This window comes from Atopobium sp. oral taxon 810 str. F0209 (assembly GCF_000466405.1).
In the GTDB taxonomy this organism is placed as follows: Bacteria; Actinomycetota; Coriobacteriia; order Coriobacteriales; family Atopobiaceae; genus Olegusella.
On the sequence record NZ_KE952937.1, the window covers coordinates 88,574 to 110,502 of the forward strand.

At 48.8% G+C, this 21,929-nt stretch carries 20 protein-coding genes; 5 read left to right on the forward strand and 15 right to left on the reverse strand.

Annotation, left to right across the window (positions count from 1 at the left end; genetic code table 11):
- Positions 1 to 45: 45 nt before the first annotated feature.
- From HMPREF9069_RS08765 to pckA, 3 genes are all read right to left on the reverse strand, one after another.
- Entirely contained in the window at positions 46 to 1,470 is a 1,425-nt protein-coding gene (locus HMPREF9069_RS08765; RefSeq protein ID WP_021625397.1) for an ATP-binding cassette domain-containing protein, read from the reverse strand.
- A complete protein-coding gene (locus HMPREF9069_RS01800; RefSeq protein ID WP_035438061.1) occupies positions 1,448 to 2,470 on the reverse strand; it encodes an ABC transporter substrate-binding protein in 1,023 nt (340 codons plus the stop codon). The genes HMPREF9069_RS08765 and HMPREF9069_RS01800 overlap by 23 nt, the downstream gene beginning before the upstream one ends.
- Positions 2,471 to 2,607: 137 nt before the next feature.
- Complete coding sequence (gene pckA, locus HMPREF9069_RS01805) at positions 2,608 to 4,245, reverse strand: phosphoenolpyruvate carboxykinase (ATP) (RefSeq protein ID WP_021625399.1); 1,638 nt, start codon at positions 4,243 to 4,245, stop codon at positions 2,608 to 2,610.
- Between the two features lie 217 nt (positions 4,246 to 4,462).
- On the opposite strand from pckA, the gene HMPREF9069_RS01810 reads away from it, so the two are divergent.
- Positions 4,463 to 4,951, forward strand: coding sequence for a GNAT family N-acetyltransferase (locus HMPREF9069_RS01810; protein ID WP_021625401.1), 489 nt, complete (start codon positions 4,463 to 4,465; stop codon positions 4,949 to 4,951).
- Between the two features lie 54 nt (positions 4,952 to 5,005).
- On the opposite strand, the gene HMPREF9069_RS01815 is transcribed toward HMPREF9069_RS01810, so the two are convergent.
- The 6 genes from HMPREF9069_RS01815 to rnd form a co-directional block, all read right to left on the reverse strand.
- Positions 5,006 to 6,175, reverse strand: coding sequence for an acetate/propionate family kinase (locus HMPREF9069_RS01815; RefSeq protein WP_035438064.1), 1,170 nt, complete (start codon positions 6,173 to 6,175; stop codon positions 5,006 to 5,008).
- A gap of 90 nt (positions 6,176 to 6,265) precedes the next feature.
- Positions 6,266 to 6,613, reverse strand: a complete 348-nt coding sequence (locus HMPREF9069_RS01820; protein WP_035438066.1) for an HIT domain-containing protein — start codon at positions 6,611 to 6,613, stop codon at positions 6,266 to 6,268.
- Positions 6,614 to 6,649: 36 nt separating this feature from the next.
- Positions 6,650 to 6,913 (reverse strand): exodeoxyribonuclease VII small subunit, encoded by a 264-nt coding sequence (xseB, locus tag HMPREF9069_RS01825; protein ID WP_021625404.1) that lies wholly within the window; start codon positions 6,911 to 6,913, stop codon positions 6,650 to 6,652.
- A gap of 2 nt (positions 6,914 to 6,915) precedes the next feature.
- A complete protein-coding gene (xseA, locus tag HMPREF9069_RS01830; protein ID WP_021625405.1) occupies positions 6,916 to 8,304 on the reverse strand; it encodes an exodeoxyribonuclease VII large subunit in 1,389 nt (462 codons plus the stop codon).
- Positions 8,305 to 8,338: 34 nt separating this feature from the next.
- Positions 8,339 to 9,013: a zinc metallopeptidase gene (locus HMPREF9069_RS01835; RefSeq protein ID WP_021625406.1), complete on the reverse strand. Its 675-nt coding sequence runs from the start codon at positions 9,011 to 9,013 to the stop codon at positions 8,339 to 8,341.
- Between the two features lie 54 nt (positions 9,014 to 9,067).
- On the reverse strand, positions 9,068 to 10,198 hold the full coding sequence (gene rnd, locus HMPREF9069_RS01840) for a ribonuclease D (RefSeq protein ID WP_021625407.1): 1,131 nt from the start codon (positions 10,196 to 10,198) through the stop codon (positions 9,068 to 9,070).
- A gap of 158 nt (positions 10,199 to 10,356) precedes the next feature.
- Here rnd and HMPREF9069_RS01845 point away from each other — a divergent pair, with 158 nt between their 5' ends.
- From HMPREF9069_RS01845 to HMPREF9069_RS01860, 4 genes are read left to right on the forward strand one after another with little or no spacing between them, the layout of a single operon-like run.
- Positions 10,357 to 11,370, forward strand: a complete 1,014-nt coding sequence (locus tag HMPREF9069_RS01845; RefSeq protein ID WP_021625408.1) for a diacylglycerol/lipid kinase family protein — start codon at positions 10,357 to 10,359, stop codon at positions 11,368 to 11,370.
- Between the two features lie 10 nt (positions 11,371 to 11,380).
- Positions 11,381 to 11,806 carry a hypothetical protein gene (locus HMPREF9069_RS01850; RefSeq protein WP_035438068.1) on the forward strand — a complete coding sequence of 142 codons (426 nt, stop codon included), beginning with the start codon at positions 11,381 to 11,383 and terminating at the stop codon, positions 11,804 to 11,806.
- 4 nt (positions 11,807 to 11,810) lie between these two features.
- Positions 11,811 to 12,659: a thymidylate synthase gene (thyA, locus tag HMPREF9069_RS01855; protein WP_021625410.1), complete on the forward strand. Its 849-nt coding sequence runs from the start codon at positions 11,811 to 11,813 to the stop codon at positions 12,657 to 12,659.
- A gap of 8 nt (positions 12,660 to 12,667) precedes the next feature.
- On the forward strand, positions 12,668 to 13,159 hold the full coding sequence (locus HMPREF9069_RS01860) for a dihydrofolate reductase (RefSeq protein ID WP_021625411.1): 492 nt from the start codon (positions 12,668 to 12,670) through the stop codon (positions 13,157 to 13,159).
- A gap of 356 nt (positions 13,160 to 13,515) precedes the next feature.
- On the opposite strand, the gene HMPREF9069_RS01865 is transcribed toward HMPREF9069_RS01860, so the two are convergent.
- The 6 genes from HMPREF9069_RS01865 to thrS form a co-directional block, all read right to left on the reverse strand.
- A complete protein-coding gene (locus HMPREF9069_RS01865) occupies positions 13,516 to 14,124 on the reverse strand; it encodes a hypothetical protein (RefSeq protein WP_021625412.1) in 609 nt (202 codons plus the stop codon).
- 76 nt (positions 14,125 to 14,200) lie between these two features.
- On the reverse strand, positions 14,201 to 15,001 hold the full coding sequence (locus tag HMPREF9069_RS01870; protein ID WP_035438070.1) for an aminoglycoside phosphotransferase family protein: 801 nt from the start codon (positions 14,999 to 15,001) through the stop codon (positions 14,201 to 14,203).
- Between the two features lie 36 nt (positions 15,002 to 15,037).
- Positions 15,038 to 17,662 (reverse strand): bifunctional acetaldehyde-CoA/alcohol dehydrogenase, encoded by a 2,625-nt coding sequence (adhE, locus tag HMPREF9069_RS01875; protein WP_035438072.1) that lies wholly within the window; start codon positions 17,660 to 17,662, stop codon positions 15,038 to 15,040.
- A gap of 569 nt (positions 17,663 to 18,231) precedes the next feature.
- On the reverse strand, positions 18,232 to 19,032 hold the full coding sequence (locus HMPREF9069_RS01885; protein ID WP_198009693.1) for a PLP-dependent transferase: 801 nt from the start codon (positions 19,030 to 19,032) through the stop codon (positions 18,232 to 18,234).
- Between the two features lie 9 nt (positions 19,033 to 19,041).
- The gene (locus HMPREF9069_RS01890) at positions 19,042 to 19,902 is read right to left on the reverse strand and encodes a putative ABC transporter permease (protein ID WP_021625417.1); all 861 of its coding nucleotides are present in this window, start codon (positions 19,900 to 19,902) and stop codon (positions 19,042 to 19,044) included.
- Positions 19,903 to 19,919: 17 nt separating this feature from the next.
- Positions 19,920 to 21,680 (reverse strand): threonine--tRNA ligase, encoded by a 1,761-nt coding sequence (thrS, locus tag HMPREF9069_RS01895; RefSeq protein WP_021625418.1) that lies wholly within the window; start codon positions 21,678 to 21,680, stop codon positions 19,920 to 19,922.
- Positions 21,681 to 21,929: the final 249 nt, after the last annotated feature.

Consider the following 21,929-nt stretch of genomic DNA (forward strand, 5'->3'; position numbering starts at 1 on the left):
GGGCGCATATTGAACCCGATGTGGGAAAAGCGCTAGGTTGCGTAGCTAATTTGTCGGCTTATGGAGCTGGAGAATAGAGGCCGCAAGAAAGGTCGCATCGCAAGCATCGTGAGTAGCAACAATAAGAGTGCGCCCAGCTAAATGACGCAAAATGAACTCAGCACTCCGACGATGAGTTTCTTCATCCAGCGAAACGAAAGGTTCATCAAGCAAAACAAGAGTACTTGGTGCGGCAAATGCCCGTACCAACTCAACACGGCGACGTTCACCGCCAGAAAGCTGGCATACAGGCTTGGAAAGCAACTCTGTAGGAAGAATCTCGGCAAGCAACCTTTCTGCCTCTGCAAAAGGCAAATCCGCAGCAAGTACGATGTTATCCAAAGCACTGAGTTGTTCGAGCAGACAGGTTTTCTGATAAGCAAGAGAAACACGCCCCCCATGTTCAAGCTCTCCCCTATCAGCGCACTCTATTCCCGCAATAATATGTAAGAGCGTGGTCTTACCCATCCCTGACGCAGCCATAAGACAAGTCTTGGAGCCTGCAGCAAAACTCTGTGTAAAGTCATCAAAAAGCTGCTTTTCCCCGCGCGAACAGCTAAGTGATGTAATAACGAGCTTGTTTGAGCCAGATACAGCGTGTTTCTTTTTTGCTGCAGACTTCACAGCCCAAGCAGTACAAACATCAGCTGACTGTACAAGTAGATGTAAAAAAACACGCTCACAGATATATGCAAGTAGCACAATAACAATGGTCCAAGCAAACACATCGGCTGTCTCAAGCACGATTTTTGCCTGATAAATGCGTTCGCCTATACTCCCTGCGGGACTACCTATGAGCTCTGCTGCAACCCCCGCCTTCCAACTCATGCCCACAGCCATCTTTGCAGAGGCAAGCAAGTACGATTGGAGAGCAGGCCAAATATAGGCTCCAAACTGATGCAACGAATCAACTTGATATAGCTTGAGCATCCTCAAATGCTGGCTATCAAGTGCGCGAAAACCCTCGAGAGCTGCAAAATACGTCGCAGGCAATACGACGAGCAGAACACAACACAGACTCACCCAGGGTGCGCCAAACCAAATGAGCAACATGACCACAATGCAGACCACAGGCGTACTTTTGATAGCAAGCAATGCTGGATGCAAGAAAATCTCAAGCGCTACGTGACGCCATGCGCTATAGGCCAGCAGAAGCGCCATTACATAAGCCAGCACAAAGCCACCAGCAATACGCAAAAACGACCAAAGTGCTGTAGTAACCACTTCACCATTCACTAAAAGCCGTATTGCAGTCTGAGAAGTTTGTAGTGGTCCTGCAAGAAGCAGATCTGTTCCTACCGCAAGGGTCGCAAGCTGCCAAATACACAGCCAAACCGCAACTGCTACTACTATCTGCAGCAGTCTCGAATTACCCCATATGTGTCTGACCCGCTTTTTCACAATGCAGCTAGTCAATGAAGTAGAAATCATCTTGCGGCAGCTGACCACCTACAGATTTGGGATTTGCCTCGAACAGCACTTTGAGGTAACCCTCAAGAGACTCTCGCATCTGATCGCCTGTAAGACATACGAGATTGCAGTAAGGAATTGCCTGAGTTGCGATAGGAGCAGCATCAACAATACCCAGCTCAGCAATAACCTCGCCATAAATTTGTGGGTCTGCGATAACTGCGGCAACGGATTCGGCATGATCCTGTAAGAACTGATCCACAAGGTCGCTGTTTTGCTTGGCAAACTCACAGCGAACTACCGTGACTCCCGTCACCAGACCACTATCATCGTTCACTGCACGTGCCCATTCAGAATTCAAATTCAAAACACGTTTGAGAGAGTCATTTTTCGTCAGAGCTGCAGTAACAAAGGGCTCAGGCAAGACGCCAGCAGCAGTCGGGTCCTTCGCAAGCGCAGCGATAATCTCTGTCGGCTCGCTCACATACTGAATCGTCACCTGATCAGCTACACCTGCATCCGCGAGCAAAAATTGCATCACATAATCAGGACTGGCCCCTTGATTGGGAACGTAGAGTGTACGTCCCGTCAGATCCTTGAGCTGAGTAATGTCCCCATCAGCACTTACCACATACAACACACTAAGCGTGTTAAGGTCGATTACCTGTACAGCACCCTTTGTCTTGTTGTAGGCAATAGCAGCAACATTTGCCGGAAGACAAGCGATATCAACTTCGCCTTTTACCAACAGCGGTAACACTTCATCAGCTGGATTGGTGTACATCTTGAACGCGTAGGAATGCTCGGATTTGCCATCTTGAACATCTTTTTGCAGCTTTGCTAAGCCCATGGAAGTCGGACCCTTGAGTGTGGCTACGCGTACAGCGACCTCACTCGATTCGGATTTTGTCTCGGCACTTCCAACAGGCGTTTTCTCTTGATGAGAGCAAGCAGAAAGTACTGCTCCAGCGCTCATTCCTCCTGCGATAGCAATAAAATCCCTACGTGAAAACGTATGCACGGCAATCCCTCCAACGCACGTTGACATTCATGTGACACTTGTACACAAACTATGGTAGCGCACTATCAAATGAACTCCTACAGTTGAACCTACAGGAGCTTAAGGTCTTGTCTTTTTGTGTCGCAAACCACGCGACGCTAGGATTCAATAATACGAGGACCCGCTGCGATAACTTCGGGATCCATATCGGGGAAGCGTCCACGCTGATTGTTGACAAACATAGCTGCCAACTTGGCCGCCTGCTTGTCGTACGCCGCAGGATCAGACCAAGTCAGACGTGGATCCAAGATACGATCGGGCACACCAGGCACAGATGTAGGCACTTCAAGGTTAAAGCGCTCATCATGGCGCCAACGCTGTTTGAGACCGCGCTGCTTCTCAAGCACACCAGATAAAGCCGCCGTCACCATCTGACGTGTATAGGTAAGACTAATGCGCTCTCCCGTACCATAAGGACCTCCAGTCCAACCAGTATTAATAAGGTAGACACGAGTACCCATTTCCTTCATACGCTCACCAAACATACGGGCATAAATAAGGGGATCGAGCGGCATAAAAGGTTCACCAAAAAGTGTCGAAAAGGTAGGTGTGGGCTCAACAATTCCACGCTCGGTGCCTGCAACTTTACTCGTAAAGCCCGACACAAACTGATACATTGCGCCCTCGGTAGTCAGACGAGAAATCGGAGGGAGCACTCCAAAAGCATCAGCAGTAAGGAAAATAACAACATTAGGTACTCCGCCAAAGCCGCCCGCAACTGCATTGGGAATATGTTCGATAGGATAAGCAACACGGGTATTTTCGGTTAGTGTATCGTCATAGTAATCAGGAATGCGTGTCACAGGGTCAAGAACGACATTCTCAACAACTGAACCAAAGGTAATCGCATTAAAAATTTCTGGCTCAGTCTCGGGAGAAATGCGAATAGCTTTTGCATAGCAGCCGCCCTCAAAGTTAAAGACACCCTGATCAGACCAGCCATGCTCATCGTCGCCAACTAGTGAACGACGTGGATCTGCGGAAAGGGTCGTCTTTCCTGTGCCGGACAGACCAAAGAAAACTGCCGTCGTATGGTCATGCGGATCAACGTTGCAAGAAGAATGCATAGGCAAAACGCCTTCTTCTACTGGCATAAGGTAGTTCATGGTAGAGAAGACTGCCTTTTTTATCTCTCCAGAGTAAGCAGTACCTGCAACGATAATAATGTGCTCTTCAAAATTAATCAGGACACATGCCTCAGAATGCGTGCCATGCTTTTCAGGATCAAGCTTGAGTTTTGGAGCACAAAGTACAACAAAATCAGCAAAACCATAAGAGCTCAAACGCTCTTCTGCAGGACGGATAAGCAACTGGCGCGCAAAAAGCGCCTGACTTGCCATTTCGCACACTACAAGGAATTTGCGCGAGTAAATACGCATAGCACCCGCAAGACAACGCTCAGCAAAAAGCACATCACGAGAGCTGAGATAATCACAGACCGTCGCCTTTACCTTTTGATATGCCTCATCAGAAAAAGGCATATTGACCTTGCCCCAAGCAATTTTGTCATGCACATTGGGGGTATCAACAATAAAACGATCCTCAGGTGAACGTCCTGTGTATTTACCTGTTTCAACACACAAAGCACCCGTACTGGTTAAGACACCCTCATGTGCTTCGATTGCGCGTTCTACAAGCAACGAAGGGGATGAGTCAATGAGGAGCTGAGGGTGCGCAACGTCGACACCAACAGACATGAGCTGTGTGGCGACCCCGGACGTAGTCATTGCTGGCATGATGCCTCCTATACACGGTCTGCTTGACACATCCTCAAACGAGGATAGATAGACGTTCAATGGATACCCAAAGTGCAGAAAAATATTCTACGGGCAAGGTCTATTAAACAAATCCAATTAGAATCATTATTTACACGTTGGCGACAGTTGAGCATAGTTAGTTCATCAGTGGAAAGCAGAGCCATCGCGCAGAAAATTCTTGAGAGGAGCGCTCACGATGCAAATCAGACCTGCTCAAATAACCGATATACCAGCGATTAGCCGTGTTTTTGATGCAGCGCGCATCTACATGCGTAGCCATGGGAATCCCTATCAATGGCCAGGAAGCTATCCTGGAGAAATCGAAATTAAACGCGATCTTGCCCATGGCTCTGCTTTTGTATGTCTTGATACAGCACAAAAAATCTGCGGTTATATGGATTTTGAGGAGGGACCCGACCCTTGTTACCACTACATCGAAGGCGCATGGTTGAGTGAAGATCCTTACCATGTTATACATCGCATAGCGACACTCAGACAGGGTGAACGTATTGGGAGCTTTCTGCTTGACTGGGCTTGCACACGTGCACAGGCAATTCGCATTGACACACACCGTGACAACTACCCTATGCAGCAACTTCTTAAAAGCAGAGGTTTTAGAAAGTGCGGTGTCATCTATCTCGAGACTGGCGACGCGTGTCTTGCTTTTGAACTCAACCAAGCATAAAAATAGCCGGGAGCGCAAAGCTTCCGGCTATCAATCTCTGTGTTTTAAAATCGCTTAGCCAAGCAGTTCCTTAACATCGAGCGCAATCATATACTCTTCATCGGTTGGGACGATGAGAACACGAATCTTGGAGTCAGGGGCAGAAATGTCACGAACTTCACCAGAACGGACATTGTTCTTTTCCTCGTCAATCTTAACGCCCAACCACTCAAGCTCACGGCAGACACCTGCACGCATGGCAGATGAATTTTCGCCAATACCAGCAGAGAAAGCCATGGTGTCAACACCGTGCATAGCCTCTGCCATCTCGCAGAAAAGCTGGGCTGTACGATAAGAGAACATGTCGAGTGCCATCTGACAATTCTTGTCGCCCTTAGCAGCACCATCTTCGATATCGCGGGAGTCAGAAGACACGCCAGAAACAGCAAACAGACCAGACTGCTTGTTCATCATATTGTCAATCTCATCAATGCTGTAACCACCCACACGCTGCAGATAAAAAACTGTAGCAGGGTCAACGGTGCCACAACGGGTACCCATAATGAGACCATCAAGTGGCGTCAGGCCCATTGTGGTGTCCATATCCTTGCCATCTTCAATAGCGCAAAGAGAAGCACCTGAGCCCAAATGGCAGCTCACCAACTTGTGAGCCGTATGATTGGTGAACTCATCAACGGCACGCCAGATAAAACGATGGCTGGTACCATGTGCACCGTACTTACGGATATGCAGCTTATCAACCACGTCACGAGGCAGAGCATAGCGATGAGCGCGCTCAGGGATGGAATAGTGGAAAGCAGAATCTGCGACGATAACATTACCAATACCGGGATAAAGGTCGCGGCACATCTCGATAACATCCGCCTCAGCATAGTTATGAAGCGGAGCCAAAGGAGCAACCTCGCGGACCCAACCCAAAGTCTCATCGGTAACAACCTTGGATTCGGGGAAATACCAGCCGCCCTGAACAACACGATGGCCAATGCCATCTACGGTCTTGCCTAGCTTGCTCAAAATTTCGTTGACATACTTCATAGCGGTCTTATGGTCGGGAAGTTCAACGACGAGCTTTTGCTTGTCGCCACCCATCTCCTCATGACCAATGAAAGAGCCGTCAATACCAATGCGCTCGCAGTTACCCTTTGCATAAACCTCACGGGTATCAACATCGAGCAGCTGATATTTCAAAGATGAGCTACCAGCATTAATGACCAGGACGTTCATGAATCTCCTCTCGTGGTGCAGATAAGCCGCACTTATCATACGCCAATGCAAAGAAGCTCTTGCCAACGACAAGAGCTTCTTTGTAAACCCTTATACCTCAGGAAGCAATCCTTCACCAAGTGACCTGCCACCCAAGAGATGCAGATGTAAGTGCATCACTGTCTGGCCCGCAGCAGCACCTGTATTGGCAAGCACTCTAAAGCCCGTCTTGTCCACACCTGTAATGCGCGCAACCTCTGCAACTGCATGATTAAGCGCAACGATGACCTCTGCAGGAACGTTGTCAATGAGATTGTCATAGTGAGCCTTGGGGACAATTAATACATGTACAGGTGCTTGAGGATTAAGATCCCTAAAGGCACAGACCAAATCATCCTCATAGACATAGTCGCCCTCAATTTCGTGGTTGGCAATTTTACAAAAGATGCAGTCGGCCACAGCACTCCCCTTTCCTAGCAAAACATATATAGCAAGTTAGTCTTCATTCAAAAATGCAGTCGCAGGAGCAGCTGTGGTATCGGTAGTGGCCGTCTGGTCAGCAGAAAGCAATACCTGTACACGTTGCTCAGCATGAGCAAGACGCTTCCTTAAATCGGCCAGCAGCTCAACACCACGGCTATAGCGAGCCAAGGCATCTTCCAATTCCAAATCGCCCGCCTCAAGCGCTCGGACAATTTGTTCAAGCTCAACAGAGGCCTCTTTGAAACTCAACTCTTCTATTTTTTTGTCTTCTGCCATGGCTACTTTCCTTTCGTGTTGGACGCGAGATTCGACTCATTGCTCACTTTGCTAATTTGAGCGCAAGCAGAACCCTTGCGCAAACGCAGTTTGACGAGATCGCCCTGATTGAGTTGGGCTGCGTCAGTTACCACATGTCCCTCGCTGGTCTGAACAAGCGAATAGCCACGCCCTAACACCCGCAAGGGCGAAAGCGCATCAAGTGTTGCTGCCGAATGCGCTAGTTGCTGCTGATAAGGGCGCAGAAGCCGCTGCCCTATACCATCAAGGCGAGTCTTATGCTCATTTGTTTTGCCCTGCAGCGCAACCATAAGGCGCGGCATAGCATCGTGCAGACGCTCGGCACTCAGTTCAAGACTCTCCATGGGTTCACGAACAATAGCGAGGGGATCTTGGAGACAGCGATGAGCAGCAAGAGCATCAATTTCCTGCGCTTTACGGCTAAGTTCACGCTCAATCAAAAGCTTGGAAGAGTCGCCAAGCATCAAAATATACTGCTTACTTTTTGTCAGCACGCTCGACATAGACTGTCCAAGACGAATCTGTCTGCCATTAATAGCAGTTTCCAGCTCATTCATCGCAGGTGCAACAGACTCAGCGGCAGCGGTGGGAGTAGAGCAACGACGATCAGATACCATGTCGCAAATAGAGGTATCGGGCTCATGGCCAATACCCGTAATCACAGGCACGGGACAAGCAGCTACCGCACGTGCGAGCGCCTCATCGTTGAAGGTCATCAAATCTTCAAAAGAACCGCCGCCGCGCACCAATAAAATCGCGTCGGGATGTGCTGCTGCCGCAACCTCTAAGGCGTCAATAATAGTTGAAGCGGCACCTGGCCCTTGCACAGTACAGCCCACAGCCTGAATTGCCACCAATGGATTGCGACGTGCAAGCGTGCGCTTTACGTCATCAATAACTGCACCAGAAAGTGAAGTCACCACACAGACCCGTTCGCAAAACAGGGGAATCTTGCGTTTACGAGCAGGATCCATCAGTCCCTCATGCTGCAGTTTGCGGGCAAGCTCGGCTACCTGCTGACGTAAAGCACCTTCACCGGCCAGTTTCATCGAGCTGATATTGAAGGAAAGACTTCCCTTCTTGTCATAGACTTGAAAACTACCCGTAGCCTCTACTTGCAGACCATCTCGCAAATCAAAGGAAAGTCTCTGAAAGCTTCCACGCCACATAGTGACGTCCATTGCAGAGGATTCGTCTTTGAGCTGAAAATAACAGTGACCACTGCGAGCGTTAGGGCCATGAAAACCCGTAACCTCACCCAGAACAGTTAGGCGGGGAATCTCGGATATTTTTAACTTAGCAAGACCCACCGCTTCGGCAACTGAATATGTGGATTTTTCTTCTGCGACGGGTTGCTCAGGCACGGCCATGGGTTCTTCTCCGTGTTCCCAATTCCAGCTCACCTTAACGCTCCCTTACGCGACTCGCATAGTACAAAAGCTGCAAGATCGAGACTAATGCGGCGGCCACATAGGTCAGAGCTGCCGCAGTTAGCACTTTGCGAGCACCGCGTTCATCAATGGCGGAACCACTCTGTCCCAGATAAGCAACTGCACGCCTTGAAGCATCAATCTCAACTGGTAAGGTTACCAGCTGGAATACCACTGAGAAGGCAAAAAGCAGAACAGCTATCTTGGCAAGACCAAACATGCCAGTAATAAGACCAAGCATAAAAAGAAAAACCCAAGCTTGCTGTGTAAAATTGACCACAGGCACAATTGCGGTGCGAATCTTCATCGGAGCATAACCATTGGCATTTTGCACCGCATGTCCTGCTTCATGACAAGCAACAGCAACTGAAGCAACCGAACCACCATCAAAATTTTCATCAGACAGGTGCAGCTTGTTGTCACGAGGGTCATAGTAATCCGAGAGATGACCCGACGTACGAACGATACCAACATCGTTAGCCCCCATAGAATCGAGCATACGACGCGCTACTTCAGCACCTGTTCCTGAATCAGAACCATCAATTTCAGACCATTTTTTATAAGTACGTTTGATATGAGCTTGTGTACCCATTCCCAAAACAGCGGTCACAATGAGTAGTAGAATATAGGCTCCGTCACCGTGATACATCCCAAACCCCCTTTAAATCGCTTAGTTTTGTTGTACCCAAGAAGTACCGCATACTTACAGCAACTCGATACGACCGTCTTTAACGGTAAGGCCCAGCTCGCCAGACAGAAGCCTTTGAAGGCGTTTACCTATGACTTCCTTACGCCAGCCCTGCAAAAGTACGCAATCACGCTTGCCCGAGAGCAGATCGTTTAAGTCATCACGAGTTGCCAAAAGTTGAGGTGCAATACCACACTCCGCCGCGCTAATACGCACCATCGCATTCATCAAATCGATAACACCCTCAGACTCCTTGGACGGACGCTCCTTGCGAGCACGACGAGGCAAATCAGAACCGTCCGACCTAGCTCCCCTACGAAGCGCTGCAAGTAAAGCTTCCGCATCTGAAGTGGAAATCTTCTCTGCTCCTCGGATGCGCTTCATACCATTGATGTCGCGAGGAAGGTGACGAGAACACTCAACAAGCACCTCATCAGATACCACCCATCGGCGCGGGACATCACGCTGGGCCGCCTTTTCTTCTCGCCACGCACAAGCCTCGCGCGCAATAGCAAGCTGCCGGCGTGTAAGTGAAGCAGAATGCTTGAGATGTATGTATGCCTCACGAGGATCACGTGTTAGCGAAATTTTATCGATGAGCTGCTGCATCTCGGGCAAAACCCACCCCAGGCGATCTTTTGCCAACAATTCATCCATCATCTTTTCGTAGATGCGAGGGAGATAGCGCACATCATCAGCAGCATATTCCAACTGCTCGGCAGTCAAAGGTCGATGTGACCAATCACTCAAAGACTGCGCTTTGGGCAAACGCACTCGACATGCTTCGTTAACCAAATCACCATAACTAATCTGCTGACGCATACCTAAAAATGCTGCTGCAAATTGCGTATCAAAAACTGGTTGAGGTACCACGTCCAGCACATCAAAAAGCACCTCGAGATCTTGACTGCACGCATGAAAAACTTTAATGATTTGTGAATCGACCATGATATGTGCCAAAGGCGACAGGTCAGAAATTGCCAAGGGATCTATCAGAGCAATTTCCTCATCTGTGCCGAGCTGCACCAAACACAGCTTGGGATAGTAGCTTTTCTCTCGCAAAAATTCTGTATCTACCGCAAGCATCTTGGCAGTACGCGCATGCTCGCAAAAGCTTTCAAGCTCATCTTTGCTTGTTATGTACACGCAATCTCCCCGGTACTGATTCTCCTGTAGATGGGGTATGTTTATGACTTGTGAAGCTAGTTCACGCGGTCATGCCTTCCCATCTTTTGGCCGTCTACCATGATAGCCAACGAAGGTAGGTAGGTGCGTTCGACACAAAGTAGTTAGTGGAGGATTTGATGCGGTGCTTAATTGTGCATAATTCACGCTCTGGTTTTGGCTCTTCAGCCATATATGAGTTTGAACGAGCACTGCTGAGCGGCGGTGATGAGTGTGTATTGCGCCTCCTTGCGGACAATCAACGAGCCGATGAGGCCGTTGTTGATGCCGAGGACTTTGACTTAGTGGTTGTCTCCGGTGGTGATGGCACAACTACTTCCTTATTGTATGCGCTACGCAATCGCAAGGTCATCACCTGCGTCTTCCCATCAGGCACCGCAAACCTCTTTTGCGTCAATTTAGGTACAGCTGCAGAGCCGCCCGCACTCGCACGCGCCTGCCGTATTGGACGCACAGCACAAACCGATTTGGGTGAGATTACCTTTGTTGATGAGCAGGGTACTGCTCATACTCGTGGTTTTTCCATCATGATGGGTACGGGTTATGACGCACAGATTATGCAGGCAGCAGTTGAAGGCAAACCAACTCTTGGTGAAGCAGCTTACTTTGCCGCAGCTCTTGCCAATGCTCACCCCGAGGTTCATCATTTCAAAATTACCGTAGATGGTAAGACCTTTGAACGCGATGGCATTTCTTGTCTCATTGCCAACAACTCAACCATACAGGCTGATGTTCGTATTGTCCCCGATGGACGCATGGATGACGGCTTGCTAGAGGTTATTGTGCTCGAGCAGTCCAGCCCTGTTAGTCTACTACGTCCGATTATGGCCAGTCTAGTAGACAAAGAGGGGCATAATCTTGGACGTCCTGCTATTGAGGTTTTCCGCGGTAAACATATTCGTGTAGAGCCAACAAAACCTGCCCCACTCGAATATGACGGAGAAACTTTTGATGGCAAAGTCATTAGCTATGAGGCGTGTGTATTGCCACAAGCAAACCGCGTTATCGTTGACGGCTTGAGCAGCTATCATGACTCTAACGATGCTCACAGCGAAGACAATCCTCGCTTTGGTGAAGCGATAGCACCTTCGTATCCTGCACCTTTGCATGGCAGTTTGCTTCACCGACCCTAAGGAGGCTTTCATGACCACTAATCCAAACAACCCCTTGCAAGAAGACTTACAAGAAGAGCAAGTAGAACCAAAGCAAAAGGAAACAGAAGCAAAACAAGAGGAAAGTGTTGTTATCGATCAATCGATCATGCCTGCAGTTCCTGCAGTAATCGAATCCATTTCTGGTACTACTTCACCTGATAACAGCACATCTGGAAATAAGGCTTATGTTATTGCGGGCATTGCGGTGTTGCTACTTTTCTTGCTGATTGGCGCTAGCTTTAGCGGTCTTGGCGCACTATTTGAAGCGGTGGGCGATGAGATGCTTTCCTCAGGTGACCCCTATGTGTTTTCAAATAATAGCTATGGTGGCGAATCTCTTGAAGATGAATCGAATGGGCTCTATTCAGATCAGCCTATGGACAGTTCTCTCGTTGGCGACCTATTGAGAGGATAATATTTTGAGCAAGGCAGACCAGATTTTTGTCGACATGTGTCGCAATATAATTGACCATGGCACTACCACCCAAGGACAGCGCGTGCGCCCTCATTGGGAAGACGGTAGTTCTGCTTATACCATTAAACAGTTTGGCGTATGCAATCGTTATAAGCTTAGCGAAGAATTTCCTGCGTTAACGCTACGCCGCACTGGTCTTAAGAGTTGTATGGATGAAGTTCTGTGGATTTACCAACGCAAATCCAACAATATCAAAGACTTGGCACCCCATATTTGGGATGAGTGGGCAGATGAGAGTGGCTCTATCGGCAAAGCGTATGGATACCAAGTAGCTCAAAAAACAAGCTATCCCGAAGGTGATATGGACCAAATGGATCGCGTGCTATGGCAACTCAAAAATGAACCTTACTCTCGTCGCATTATGACCAATCTCTATCAGTTTGCTGATCTACCTGAGATGAACCTATATCCCTGTGCCTTTAACGCTATCTACAATGTAACGCAGGAGCCAAACGAGTCGCGACCCACCCTCAATATGCTGCTCGTACAACGTAGCCAAGATGTATTAGCGGCAAATAACTGGAACATATGCCAGTATGCCCTGTTGCTCATGATGGTGGCACAAGTTTCTGATATGAATGCAGGCGAGCTTGTACACATGATTGCCGATGCACATATTTATGATCGCCATGTGCCTGTTATTGAAGAGCTGATTAGCAGGCCTCAATATGCAGCGCCACGGGTGAGCCTTAATCCTGAGATACACAACTTCTATGACTTTACAACCAAGGACCTTATAGTTAATGACTATGAACATGGTCCCCAGGTTAAAAATATTCCGATTGCAGTATAAGGAGCAGTATGCGAGCGATTGTTGCAGTGTGCTCCGACTGGGGCATCGGAAATCAGGGACAACTCCTTGTGAATAATAAAGAAGACATGCGTCATTTTGTACGCTACACCAAGGGCGGCACCGTGCTTATGGGACGCAGTACCCTCGATAGCTTTCCTGGCGGTCGCGCACTTAAAGAGCGGCGCAATATTGTACTGACACGTCAGAACGACTTTTGTCGCGAGGACATAGAACGTGCTGCTTCTGTAGAAGAAGCACTAGAGCTTGTGAGTACAGAGCAACCCGATAAGGTATGGGTTATTGGTGGTAGCTCCGTTTACCGTCAGCTGCTCCCCTATTGCAGCGAGGTTGTTGTAACCAAAAATGACTGTCTGCGTCGTGCTGATGCTTTCTTCCCCAATCTTGATGAGGATCCTAGCTGGCAGCTTGCCGAAATCAAAGATGGTGGCAGCACTTCCGAAGGTATCCCTTTCTCATTCGTCCGCTATACCCGCGCATAAACCACACGCTTCCCTATCACAGCTTTTCCTATGAAAGTTGGGGGCAGCTATCTTGTGTTACATCGCGGAGCTTCGATAGATGGTTCATTTTTCGAACTATAGGAAAATGTGACCTGCGACTTTACGCTTGCTTACCCCGAAACTTGAACCATTTGCGGGGGGTGTTTGCGGTTGGTATCCCACCTGTGTTCCAAATAGCGAAGCTTGCATGTGTTGCAAAGCGTTTTTCACCGCTATTCAGTGGTTGAACGCATGCATATGTGTCGGACACACATTTGCCTACATGTCTATCCTGCTCATACAAAAAGAGCCTCCCTTTCGAGAGACTCTTTTTGTTACTGTCGTTATGACTTTAACTACTGCTGCAGTGCAGTACCCATTTTATTCATGCCACCAAAAAGCGTGTTATTGAAATCGTTCATGCTCTTGGCTTCAAAGTCCCACTTGTCCTTGGAATTCTTCTTGAGATCAAGAGTAATGTCCTGGGTCTTGGTATCAGCCTTTTCAATGCAAGCATAGAGCTTTTCAAAGACAAACTTATAGAGTGCTGTTGTGTCATTGCCAGACTTAGAATAAATATTCGTCATTTCATCTTTGATGCTATCACTGGATAGCTCAGTCTGGAATGCCTTGGTGGCGGCCTCAAAGTCCTTGGTGGTTACTGAAAGCTTGGCGGTAGCCTTGTCGCCATTAACCTCAATATCGCCAATCTTGTAGTCAAAGTCCAGGAAAAGATAGTGGAACAAATCATCTGGAACGATACCAATTTGCTCGATTGCCGCAAAGGAGGAATCCAGATACTCAATTTCATCCTTGGTGGCACCTGCTTTGGTCATTGCCTTTTTGATGGACTTGACCGTAGGATTCTTGAAGGTATCAAGGACATCCTCAAGACCTTCCTGAATGACCTGCTTGTCATTATTACCACAGCCAGTTACACCTAAACTGATTGCAACTGCCAACACACAAGTGCATGCTAGACCAAAAAAAACGCTGAATCTTGGAATTAAGCTTCATCTCTTTTCCTCCTGATTAAAAGATTTACTGGAAATCGCCTGCATTAACTTGTGCCATTAAGAAGTCCTCGTCGCGCTTACGACCGCGAGCAAGCTCGGCTGCAGCAACGACAGGTACCCAGTAGTGAATCTTCTGCTTGGCAACATCAGCCTTACGGGTGTAGAGCTCAAGATAGCTCTCAGCCCAAATGGGATGACGAAGCTTGAGCAGCAGATAAGTCTGGGCAGCATCCACCACAGGATCGCCAGAGGTAACGTGTGCCCAGTCGCAGATGTAGAGCTCCCCATCATCAGCAACGATGATATTGCTGGGAACAAAGTCACCATGGCAAACCGCACCGATGTTGTGCAGACCATCAACACGCAGCTCAAGGTCATAGCGAGTCGAAGGGTCTATTGCCTTAACCGAATTGACCATACGAGCAAGCTTGTCCTTTTGGCGATTAAGCAGAGGTGCCTTGACGTTTTGGACAGAAATCTGCAGGTCAACCATCTTTTCGGTGAACTCTTGAAGCTTGTCTAGATCAGGATTGTTTTTGTCGGGGTAGGAAACCTCACTTGCGATATCGCGCAGAGTACGACCAGGGATGTAGCTGTTAGCAATAGCCCAGCTGCCATTCCACTCACCGCCCTCAATGCGCGAGACCTCGAGCACCTCAGATACCTTGATGTCAGTACCCATAATACGAGCAGTGTTGAGTGCCTCATTAAAAACATCAGAGGCAGGCTTTTGGTCGTTAAAGACCTTCACAACGCGGTTACCATCCTGGTAAACCACCTTGTTATGGCGACGTGCAAGTTCAGTTTTACTATCAGAGAGCTTCATGTCCATCCCTTCTTTTAAGAAACGGTACAGATTGGCTTATGCGTCGTAAGAACTAGCGGGACGACCATAGTAGGCGTCGAGATAGAGCTCACGGATCTCAGAGACCAGCGGATAGCGAGGATTGGCGCCTGTGCACTGATCGTTGAAGGCATTAAGACTCATCTCGTCGAGGGTATCAAGGAAGTACTTCTCATCAACACCGTACTCGGCAATGGTGTGCTTGACACCTACATGATCAAAGAGCTCGGCGATCTTTTTGAGGAAGTTCTCAAAGACTTCTTCATCCGTCTTGCCCTCACACCCACAGTAACGACCACACTCAGCATAGCGAGCCAAGGTCTTGGGATGATCATACTGAGGGAAGGTCCCCATCTTAACGGGGCGCTCAGAGGAGTTGTAGCGCATAACACGCTGAAGCAACACTGCATTTGCCCAACCATGAGGAATGTGGTGATAGGCGCCTAGCTTGTGAGCCATGGAGTGATTGACACCCAAAAATGCATTTGCAAAGGCAAGGCCACCCAAGCAAGAAGCATTGGCCATGTGGTCACGTGCCTCGACATCGTTGGGGTTATCATAGGCACGAGGCAGGTAATCAAAGACGTTCTTCATACCGCGCAGGGCCCAAGAGTCGGTAAAGTCACTCGACATCACCGAGACATATGCCTCAAGGCAGTGCGTCAACACGTCAACGCCCGATGCAGAAGTCAAGCCCTTGGGCTGAGTCATCATGTTGTCGGTATCTACGATAGCCATATTGGGCATGAGTTCGTAGTCGGTGATGGGGTACTTAACACCAGTCGTCGCATCGGTAATGATGGAGAACGGTGTTACCTCAGAGCCAGTACCTGAGCTAGTGGGAATAGCGACAAAGAAGGCTTTCTTGCCCATCTTGGGGAAGTCATAGACACGCTTGCGAATGTCCATGAAGTCCATGGCCATATCAGCAAACTTCTCCTCAGGGCTCTCATACATGGCCCACATGATCTTGCCGCAGTCCATAGCAGAGCCGCCACCGATTGCGATAATGCAATCAGGCTCGAAGGCACGCAGCTGGGTTAGGCCCTCTTCTGCAGACTGGAGCGTGGGGTCGGGAGCGACATTCCAGAAGCTGGAGTGAGCAATGCCCTGAGCATCCAGGCTCTCCTCAATCTTTTTGGTAAAGCCAGACTTAAAGAGGAATTGGTCGGTCACGATGAAGGCGCGCTTCTTGCCGTAGACAGCACCCAGTTCACGCAGCGCCACAGGCATGCAGCCCTTCTTGAAATAGACCTTCTCGGGAGTACGTACCCACAGCATGTTCTCACGCCTCTCTGCCACCGACTTGGTATTGAGCAGCTGGTGGACGTCAATGTTGCCGGAGAAGGAGTTGCCGCCCCAAGAGCCGCAACCCAGCGTTAGCGACGGGGTTAGAGCAAAGTTATAGATGTCACCAATACCACCTTGCGAAGAAGGAGTATTGATAAGCACGCGGCTAGTCTTCATAGCAGCTGCGTGAGCGGAGATCTTCTCGCGCTCATTTACGTTGACATACAGCGAAGAGGTGTGACCATAGCCACCATCGGCAACCAGACGCTCTGCTTTAGCAAGAGCTTCCTCAAACGTCTCAGCCTTGTACATGCCAAGCACAGGAGAGAGCTTCTCGTGAGCCATCTCTTCTGCAGGAGAGACATCGCTGACCTCACCGATAAGGATCTTGGTGCCCTCAGGAACCTCAACGCCTGCCATGTGAGCGATGGTATGGGCAGACTGGCCAACAATCTTGGCATTGACGCCACCGTTGATGATAACGGTCTTTTTGACCTTCTCGAGGTCATCACCATACAAAAAGACGCAGCCACGACGCTCAAACTCAGCTTTGACTTCATCATAGATGTCAGCCAAAACAGTCACAGACTGCTCGGAAGCACAAATCATGCCATTGTCAAAGGTCTTGGAATGGATGATGGAGTTAACGGCAAGCTTAATGTCGGCCGTAGAATCAATAATGGCAGGTGTGTTGCCAGGACCAACACCAAGAGCAGGAGTACCTGAGCTATAGGCAGCGTTCACCATGCCAGGGCCACCGGTAGCCAAAATGATATCTGCCGAGCGCATAAGACCATTGGTAGCAGCGAGCGAAGGAGAAGCAATCCAGCCAACAACGCCTGCAGGTGCACCTGCGCTAACAGCTGCCTCGGCAATGATACGAGCAGCCTCAGCTGTGCAATTCTTTGCACGAGGATGCGGAGAGATCATGATTGCATTGCGGGTTTTAAGGCACAGCAAGCACTTAAAAATTGCCGTAGAGGTGGGATTGGTAGTAGGAATAACTGCCGCTACAACACCCAGAGGCTCTGCAACCTTGGTCATACCAAACGCAGGATCTTCATCTACTACACCACAGGTCTTGGTGTCTTTGTACTTGTTGTAAATGTATTCGGAGGCAAAGTGATTTTTGATAACTTTGTCTTCCATGATGCCCATGCCCGTCTCCTCGACGGCCATCTGAGCAAGCGGAATACGCGCCTTATTGGCTGCCATTGCCGCTTCGTAGAAAATCTTGTCAACTTGCTCTTGGGTATACGTCGCGAAGATGGCTTGTGCCTCGCGCATTTGCGCAAGCGCTCCATCGAGCGCGTCGTCGCTATCCACGACGATATAGGCTTGTTTGTCTGCCATGGCTCCCCTTCCCATGTCGGATGCGAGTTTGCCTTGCCCTCTATGGTACTAGGCATAGCATCATTTTTGCATCAAAAAGCGCATTCAATTAAGCAAAAATATGAGTTGACCAGCGTCCCGTATACAAGTAGACCTAACGGTGCAAGCGGAGATGCTTCGTCCTGCTCATCTGCACAAGCTCATGCACTTCTCAGATGGTCCGGTCTAACTACCCCACATATCCCCAGGCGGTTCACAATGCACCTTTTTACCTGCAGGCAGTTCACAAAGCACCCCTTTGCTTGCATCGGGTTCAAGAAGCATCCTTGCATCATTTTTTATCTGGGCATTCTTCGGCGGTTTGGTACGGTTTCGAACCGCCTGCAATAAAGTGCTTGCATCGGGTTCACAATGCACCCCCAAAGCCCACAACGGGTTCAAGAAGCACCCTTTTACTTGCAGAGGGTTCAATAAACACCCTCGCGGAAGTTTTTATCTGGGGTTCTTCAGCCATTTGGTACGCTTTCGAATCGTTTGCATAAAGGGGAGACAGCGGATTCGTAAAGCGCCAACGAACAAGCACCAATTGGCTATGCACCAAGCAAAATTTCAAGTTGGCCGATGAGGGAATCCACACTCATGTGACGACAATCAAGACGATAAATCTCAAGCCCATCCAGGGGACCGCGGTAGTTGAGCAAATCATTTGTAATAGCAGGTTTTTTTGCAGCAAGCTTCTTTGCTAAGGCAAGTTCAATATAGGGACCAAAACCACCCTGCAGGATAGACGGTGCACAAGCATTCAGTTGATCGCGCTGGCTTGAGTCGTTTTGATTGCGCAAAAGTCCAGGATAATAGACATGCTTTACCACAGGATGTGCCACCAAATATGCTGCCACAGCAAGAGCAACATCACTCGACTCATGCCATACCTTCTCGTAGGCACGATAGAGCAAAAGCAGTGCATTCTGCTTGTCTACATCCACCTGAGGTAGACGGTCTATAACTTCCCGAGCCCGAGCAGACCAAACAGAGCCCTTGCGAGGCACCGAAATCGCCACGATTCCCTTTGCGCTACTTCCACAAATATCTTCCAAACGCTCGAAACACAAATCAGCGCCTAGGCGAATTGCTGCGCACGCAAAGGCGCTACAATTACTCGCATTGACAAGCAGAGCCCTCTCCTGCTTGTGAGTCCGTTGTGCTTCTTTGCGAATATCACAGCAGGTTAAAGGTAGACTGCCTAACACTTCCAAGCTACTAAATGTTCCGCATTTGTTTGCCAGACTCTGCAGGTACACAGCCTGTTCTGTTCCATCAAGCAATACAACGCGGGTATAAGCTTTGCCTAATAAGCGAGAAATTAGATCTTCTAGCTCAGTTTGACTCATAGCCATTCCCTAGCGTCGCACATCATTGTCTTTGCTAGCTAAGTCCTTGGACATTCTGCCTTTGAGTTTGCCAACCCAAGAGCTTGGCTGCACACTGCGCATTCTCTGTAGCTGGTTTTGCTGCCAGTAAGTCAGCGTAAAAACAGCCTTTGTCATCTGATTGCTCACACTACGTTTAGAATCGCTCGCAAGAGTGGCTAACTGATCGCCACTAGCTTCCATTACAGCTTTTGCCTCAGCACTCACTTCGCTGACCTTGGCCTTTAACTCAGATGGCGCTCCTGCAACCACCTGATACATACGCTCGCCACGTTGTGTGAGCTCGTCGTCTAGTTCTTTGACCTTCATCTGAAGCTCAGACAATACTGCCTCAGTTAAGGCGAAGTCTGCACCAAAAATAGCTGCCGCAACCAGCGAAATCACTTCTAGCGCTAAAGGATTAAGCAATGACTCAACGGAGGCAAACCAAGGAAGTGCAATCCTGAGCGCAAAACAACCCACCGCACCAAAAATCAAAGAAACTGGCAGGCAGACACGTCCATGGATATTCAAGGGCATATGGCTGTAATCCCACCAACGCGCATGAAAGCGCTGCTCGAGATACCAAGAAGTAGAGTACTCAATGAGAATACCTCCTGCTACGCAGATAATGAAAGTCTGCAGCAAAAGTAAGGTACCAGTCCATTTTTCAATAACAGCAAAGACAAACTGGGCACTGAGAACACCAACACCGTAAATGGGACAAATCGGTCCAAACAGGAAGCCTCGACTTTGGAAGCTCCCTGAATTGACCGTGCAAAAAAGAGTCTCCCACAGCCAGCCGCAAAAACTAAAAAAGAGAAAAGCGATAAAGCTTCTGGCAATGAGCATAAATCCTTACCTATTCTTTACTTGCGCTCAGAAATCTCAGCAGTAATTGCAGTGACAAAGTCATCAAGCTGGCTCTGGTGGGTTTCATTACTGCGATCACGAACAGAAATATATCCGCCATCACGCTCCTGCTCACCCAAAATCAGCATGTAAGGCACGCGATCGATACCACGCGCTTCACGAATCTTGTAACCGATCTTCTCATCGCGGTCATCAACCTTGACGCGGATACGGGCATCGCGAAGTACGTCGGCAACCTTGTGAGCATAATCACGGGTTTTTTCAGAGACGGGCAAAATCTTGACTTGGCAAGGAGAGAGCCACGTGGGGAACTTGCCAGCATACTGCTCGGTTAACATGCCAATAAAACGCTCAAAACTACCAAAACCTGCACGATGAATCATGATGGGACGCTGCTTGCTGCCATCGGCATCGGTGTATTCCAACTCAAAGTTCTGCGGAAGTTGGAAGTCAAGCTGGATGGTACCGCACTGCCACTCACGGCCCAAACAATCCTCCAAATGGAAATCAATCTTAGGTCCATAGAAAGCACCATCACCGGGGTTGAGCTTGTAGTCAACACCAAGCTTCTCAAGGGCATCCTTAAGACCCGCCTCAGCACGCTCCCAATCTTCATCAGAACCCATTGAGTCGGCAGGACGGGTAGAAAGTTCAACACGATACGGGAAGCCAAACTGCTCGTAATAAGCAGTAATCAGATGTGCCGTATCGGTAACCTGCTCGGTAATTTGATCAGGACGAATGAAGAGATGAGCATCATCCTGCGTAAAGGAGCGGACACGGAAAAGACCATGGAGTGCGCCACGGAGCTCATGACGGTGGTCAAGTCCTGCTTCTGCAAGTTTGAGAGGCAAATCACGATAGCTGCGAGGTTTGCTCTTGTAAATTAGGCAGGCACCAGGGCAGTTCATTGGCTTGACGGCAAAATCCTCATCATCAATTTTGGTGGTATACATATTGTCTTTGTAATGATCCCAGTGACCTGAGGTCTCCCACAGCTTACGGGACAAAATAATCGGTGTTTGAACCTCGTCATAACCGTGACTCATCTGCATCTCATGCCAATAATCCATGAGGGAATTCTTAAGTAGCATGCCGTTGGGAAGCCAGAAAGGAAAACCTGGACCCTCGTCTGCCATCATAAAGAGTTCCATCTCGGCGCCAATCTTACGATGGTCGCGCTTCTTGGCCTCTTCAATGCGACGCTCATGCTCTGCAAGCTCTTCTTTATTACGAAAAGCAGTACCGCTAATACGAGTAAGCATCTTGTTGTTGGCATCAGCTTTCCAATATGCACCAGAAACAGCGGTAAGCTTAAACGCCTTGAGTCCTTTGGTATACATGAGATGAGGACCAACACACATATCAATATAGTCGCCCTGCTGATAGAAGGTGATATGTGCATCCTCAGGCAAATCACCAATATGCTCGACCTTGTACTTCTCACCACGTTCCTGCATCAGCTCAATGGCCTCGGCACGAGGTAGTTCAAAGGTCGAAATCTTTTCATTTGCCTTGGTAATTGCACGCATCTGCGCCTCAATGGCAGGCAAATCATCTTCGGAAATTTTGGCATCACCAAGGTCAATATCGTAATAAAAACCATTCTCATTGGCAGGACCATAGCCAAAGTGAGCTTGGGGATAGAGCGACTTTACAGCTTCTGCCAGGATATGTGCTGCCGTATGGCGGATAACGTGGAGCTCCTCCTCAGCGGGAATCTCATCCACATGACCATCGTTAAAAAGAACCTTCATGGAAAACCTCTCCCTGCAAATAAAAGTCAGCAATACCAAGGCGCATGCCCGCGACCACGAGGCCGTATCAAGAGGCAGGCGCCTAGATAGTTGGCGTGCGCATGGTTTTTTCAAGAGGCTTCATCGAGTTGTTTTTCATCGTGAGGCTATACCCCCAAAGATGCCACATGCTTCTTGCCTCCCGGCTAAACGGCATACACAGACTGTCTTACTTTACAACACTCTTTGTTAATGGGATAGATTTCACTC

Coding starts and splice junctions, on each gene's coding strand:
- HMPREF9069_RS01885 (WP_198009693.1), bottom strand. CDS start 19,032: ATGAGTCAAACTGAGCTAGAAGATCTAATTTCTCGCTTATTAGGCAAA.
- pckA (WP_021625399.1), bottom strand. CDS start 4,245: ATGCCAGCAATGACTACGTCCGGGGTCGCCACACAGCTCATGTCTGTT.
- HMPREF9069_RS01850 (WP_035438068.1), top strand. CDS start 11,381: ATGACCACTAATCCAAACAACCCCTTGCAAGAAGACTTACAAGAAGAG.
- thrS (WP_021625418.1), bottom strand. CDS start 21,680: ATGAAGGTTCTTTTTAACGATGGTCATGTGGATGAGATTCCCGCTGAG.
- HMPREF9069_RS08765 (WP_021625397.1), bottom strand. CDS start 1,470: ATGATTTCTACTTCATTGACTAGCTGCATTGTGAAAAAGCGGGTCAGA.
- HMPREF9069_RS01815 (WP_035438064.1), bottom strand. CDS start 6,175: ATGAACGTCCTGGTCATTAATGCTGGTAGCTCATCTTTGAAATATCAG.
- HMPREF9069_RS01835 (WP_021625406.1), bottom strand. CDS start 9,013: ATGTATCACGGTGACGGAGCCTATATTCTACTACTCATTGTGACCGCT.
- HMPREF9069_RS01860 (WP_021625411.1), top strand. CDS start 12,668: ATGCGAGCGATTGTTGCAGTGTGCTCCGACTGGGGCATCGGAAATCAG.
- HMPREF9069_RS01890 (WP_021625417.1), bottom strand. CDS start 19,902: ATGCTCATTGCCAGAAGCTTTATCGCTTTTCTCTTTTTTAGTTTTTGC.
- xseB (WP_021625404.1), bottom strand. CDS start 6,913: ATGGCAGAAGACAAAAAAATAGAAGAGTTGAGTTTCAAAGAGGCCTCT.
- HMPREF9069_RS01870 (WP_035438070.1), bottom strand. CDS start 15,001: ATGAAGCTCTCTGATAGTAAAACTGAACTTGCACGTCGCCATAACAAG.
- HMPREF9069_RS01810 (WP_021625401.1), top strand. CDS start 4,463: ATGCAAATCAGACCTGCTCAAATAACCGATATACCAGCGATTAGCCGT.
- adhE (WP_035438072.1), bottom strand. CDS start 17,662: ATGGCAGACAAACAAGCCTATATCGTCGTGGATAGCGACGACGCGCTC.
- HMPREF9069_RS01845 (WP_021625408.1), top strand. CDS start 10,357: ATGCGGTGCTTAATTGTGCATAATTCACGCTCTGGTTTTGGCTCTTCA.
- xseA (WP_021625405.1), bottom strand. CDS start 8,304: ATGGCCGTGCCTGAGCAACCCGTCGCAGAAGAAAAATCCACATATTCA.